Genomic DNA, 3,016 nt, shown 5'->3' with positions numbered 1-3,016 from the left:
CCCGCACGGTGTGCCGGTCGAAGGTCAGCGGCGCCTGCAGGTAGGCCTGGCTGCCGAACAGGATCAGGCCGACGCGGTCGCCACGACGGTCTTCGATGAAGTCGCCGAAGAGTTTCTTGATCAGTTCCAGGCGGCTGATCTCGTCGTCCTGCCAGCGCATGTCGCGGTAGTCCATGGAGCCGGAGACATCCACCGCGAGCAGCAGGTCACGGCCGCTGGCGGGTAGCGGCAGGGGTTCGCCGACCCACTGCGGGCGGGCCGCGGCGAGCAGCAGGAGGAACCAGAGCAGGGCGAAGCGCACCTGCTGCCGCCAGGCCGGCAGGCGTGCGCGTGCACGGCGTCCGGCGAGGCTTTCGAGTTCGTCGAGGAAGCTCACCTTGAGCGCCGCCTCGCCGCTGTCGGCGGCCGGCAGCACCAGGCGCAGCAGCCAGGGCAACGGGGCGAGGGCGAAGACCCAGGGCCAGGCGAACTCAAACATGCTTGCGAATCCAGGTGGCGACGGCGGCGTCGAGGCCGTCCACGGCCTTGTCGTCGAGGGTGCAGTCGGCGCGGTAGCCGCCTTCCACCAAGATCATCCAGCGGGTCAGGCCGGCGGCCGGGCAACGGTTGTCGAGGAACGCCAGCCAGGCGCGGCCGCTGAGGGCGTGGCTGCCGCTATCTGGCCAGCGCGCCCTGCAGACCCGCTTGAGCAGGCCGTTGATGGCCTGCAGCCAGGGCCCGGCGGAAGCCCTGCCGTAGGGCTTGGCAAGCGCGGCCAGTTCGGCCAGGGCCGCTTCGCGCAGCGGATCCAGCGGCGCTTCGCCGCGGGTGGCGATGGTGCGCCGCGGCAGGTGCCGGCGCAGTCGCCAGAGCCCCCAACCGAGCAACGGCAGCAGGGCGGCCAGCAACCACCAGCCGGGCGCCGGCGGCCACCAGCCGATGGGCGGGGGGGCGATCAGCGGTTCCAGCCGGTCGAGCGGATTCATGCGCGATACCCCGGCTGGTGTTGTTCCAGCAGGTCCCGCAACTGCTCCACCAGGTCTTCCTGGGTCGACAGCGGCAGCAGCGGCACGCCCAGTCGCTGGGCCAGCCGCTGCCAGCGCGCGCGGCGCGCCTCGGCCAGCTCGCGATAGGCCTGGCGCAGCTCGTCGGCGTGGGTGTCCAGCTCGAGGTCGGCGGCGCCTTCGCGGAAGCGCAGCAGTCCGGCGGCGGGGAGGGCATGGTCGAGCGGGTCGGACAGCGGCAGCAGCACCAGGTCGGTATGGCGTGCGATCAGGCTGAGTTGCTGCTCGGCGACGTCATTGAGGGTGCGCTCGTCGCACAGCACCAGGATCAGGCTGCCCGGGCGCAGCACTTCGCGGGCGCGGCGCAGGGCCAGGCCGAACAGTTCGCCAGGTCGCTCGGCCGGCGTCTCGCGCAGCTCGCGATTGGCCCGCAATAGCTGGTTGAACAGTTGCAGCAGGCTGTGCTTGCTGCGTCGCGGCTTGATTTCGTGGCAGTCGCGGTCGCTGAATACCAGGCCGCCGATACGGTCGTTGTGGGCCAGCGCCGACCAGCCGATGAAGGCCGCCGCGCGTGCCGCCAGCACCGCCTTGAAGCACAGGCCGGAGCCGAAGAACAGGCGCTGGCTCTGTTCGACCAGGACGAACACCGGTCGCTCGCGTTCCTCGTGGAACAGCTTGGTGTGCGGCTCGCGGGTGCGCGCGGTGACGCGCCAGTCGATGGTCCGTACGTCGTCGCCGGGCTGGTAGATGCGCACCTGGTCGAAGTCCACGCCGCGTCCGCGCAGGCGCGAGTGATGCAGGCCGACCAGCGGGCTGCGGCGGTTCTGCGAGGAGAACAGGCGCGCTTCGTGGAGCCGGTGGCGCATTTCCAGAAGCTCGTCGAGGCCCAGTTCGACGCCCGGGGCGGCGCTCAGCATGGCGGCGGCCTCAGGCCACGGCGACCACGTCGAGGATGCGCTGCACGACCCGGTCCTGGTCGATGCCGGCGGCTTCCGCCTCGAAGGTCAGGATCAGGCGATGGCGCAGCACGTCGAACAGCACCGCCTGGATGTCCTCGGGGCTGACGAAGTCGCGTCCGCCCAGCCAGGCGTGGGCGCGCGCGCAGCGGTCGAGGGCGATGGAGCCGCGCGGGCTGGCGCCGTAGGAGATCCATTCGGCGAGTTCCGCGTCGTGCTTGGCCGGGGTGCGGGTGGCCATGATCAGTTGCACCAGGTATTCCTCCACCGCGTCGGCCATGTACAGGCCGAGGATTTCCTGGCGCGCGGCGAAGATGGTTTCCTGGGTCACCCGGCGCTCCGGCCGGGCCTCGCCGTTCAGTGCCTCGCCACGCGCCTGCTGGAGGATGCGGCGTTCCACCGAGGCCTCCGGGTAGCCGATCTTGACGTGCATGAGGAAGCGGTCGAGCTGGGCTTCCGGCAACGGGTAGGTACCTTCCTGCTCGATCGGGTTCTGTGTCGCCATCACCAGGAACAGCTGTGGCAGGTCGTAGGTGCTGCGGCCGACCGAAACCTGGCGCTCGGCCATGGCTTCGAGCAGCGCCGACTGCACCTTGGCCGGGGCGCGGTTGATCTCGTCGGCCAGCACCAGGTGATGGAAGATCGGGCCTTGCTGGAACACGAAGGTGCCGGTCTCCGGACGGTAGATCTCGGTGCCGGTGATGTCGGCGGGGAGCAGGTCGGGAGTGAACTGGATACGGTGGAACTCGGCTTCGAGGCCTTCGGCGAGGTCCTTGATGGCCTTGGTCTTGGCCAGTCCCGGCGCGCCTTCCACCAGCAGGTGGCCGTCGGCTAGCAGCGCGATCAGCAGGCGGTCGACGAGTTTTTCCTGGCCGAGGATCTGGCTCGACAGGTAGCCCTTCAGTCCCTGCAGGGCGCTCTTGTGCTGCGTGCTTTCTGGCTCGTTGCTCATTGTCTGGACTACCGGTTCCAAGGCCTGCTGGGGTGTCGCTCGGTGGCGCACGGCGAGGCCGGCGCGGGCGGGCGGGGAGAAGGCTCCGCTCTGCGGCGGATGACGGCCCCCCGATCCCGCACATG

At 70.2% G+C, this 3,016-nt stretch carries 4 protein-coding genes; all 4 read right to left on the bottom strand.

The genetic code is table 11. From position 1 onward, the window contains the following. On the bottom strand, positions 1 to 478 hold a 478-nt coding region (locus tag FFS27_RS31060; protein ID WP_137952464.1), incomplete at its 3' end, for a vWA domain-containing protein. After that, positions 471 to 965 (bottom strand): DUF4381 domain-containing protein, encoded by a 495-nt coding sequence (locus FFS27_RS31055; RefSeq protein ID WP_003091296.1) that lies wholly within the window; start codon positions 963 to 965, stop codon positions 471 to 473. The genes FFS27_RS31055 and FFS27_RS31060, both read right to left, overlap by 8 nt. Next, on the bottom strand, positions 962 to 1,900 hold the full coding sequence (locus FFS27_RS31050) for a DUF58 domain-containing protein (protein WP_003091295.1): 939 nt from the start codon (positions 1,898 to 1,900) through the stop codon (positions 962 to 964). The genes FFS27_RS31055 and FFS27_RS31050 overlap by 4 nt, the downstream gene beginning before the upstream one ends. A 10-nt stretch (positions 1,901 to 1,910) precedes the next feature. Continuing rightward, entirely contained in the window at positions 1,911 to 2,891 is a 981-nt protein-coding gene (locus FFS27_RS31045; protein WP_003091294.1) for an AAA family ATPase, read from the bottom strand. Positions 2,892 to 3,016: the final 125 nt, after the last annotated feature.

The organism is Pseudomonas sp. 2VD, from assembly GCF_005503585.1.
In the GTDB taxonomy this organism is placed as follows: Bacteria; Pseudomonadota; Gammaproteobacteria; order Pseudomonadales; family Pseudomonadaceae; genus Pseudomonas; species Pseudomonas aeruginosa.
The sequence above is the reverse complement of the archived record's forward strand: the minus strand, read 5'-3'. Positions and strand labels throughout refer to the sequence as shown.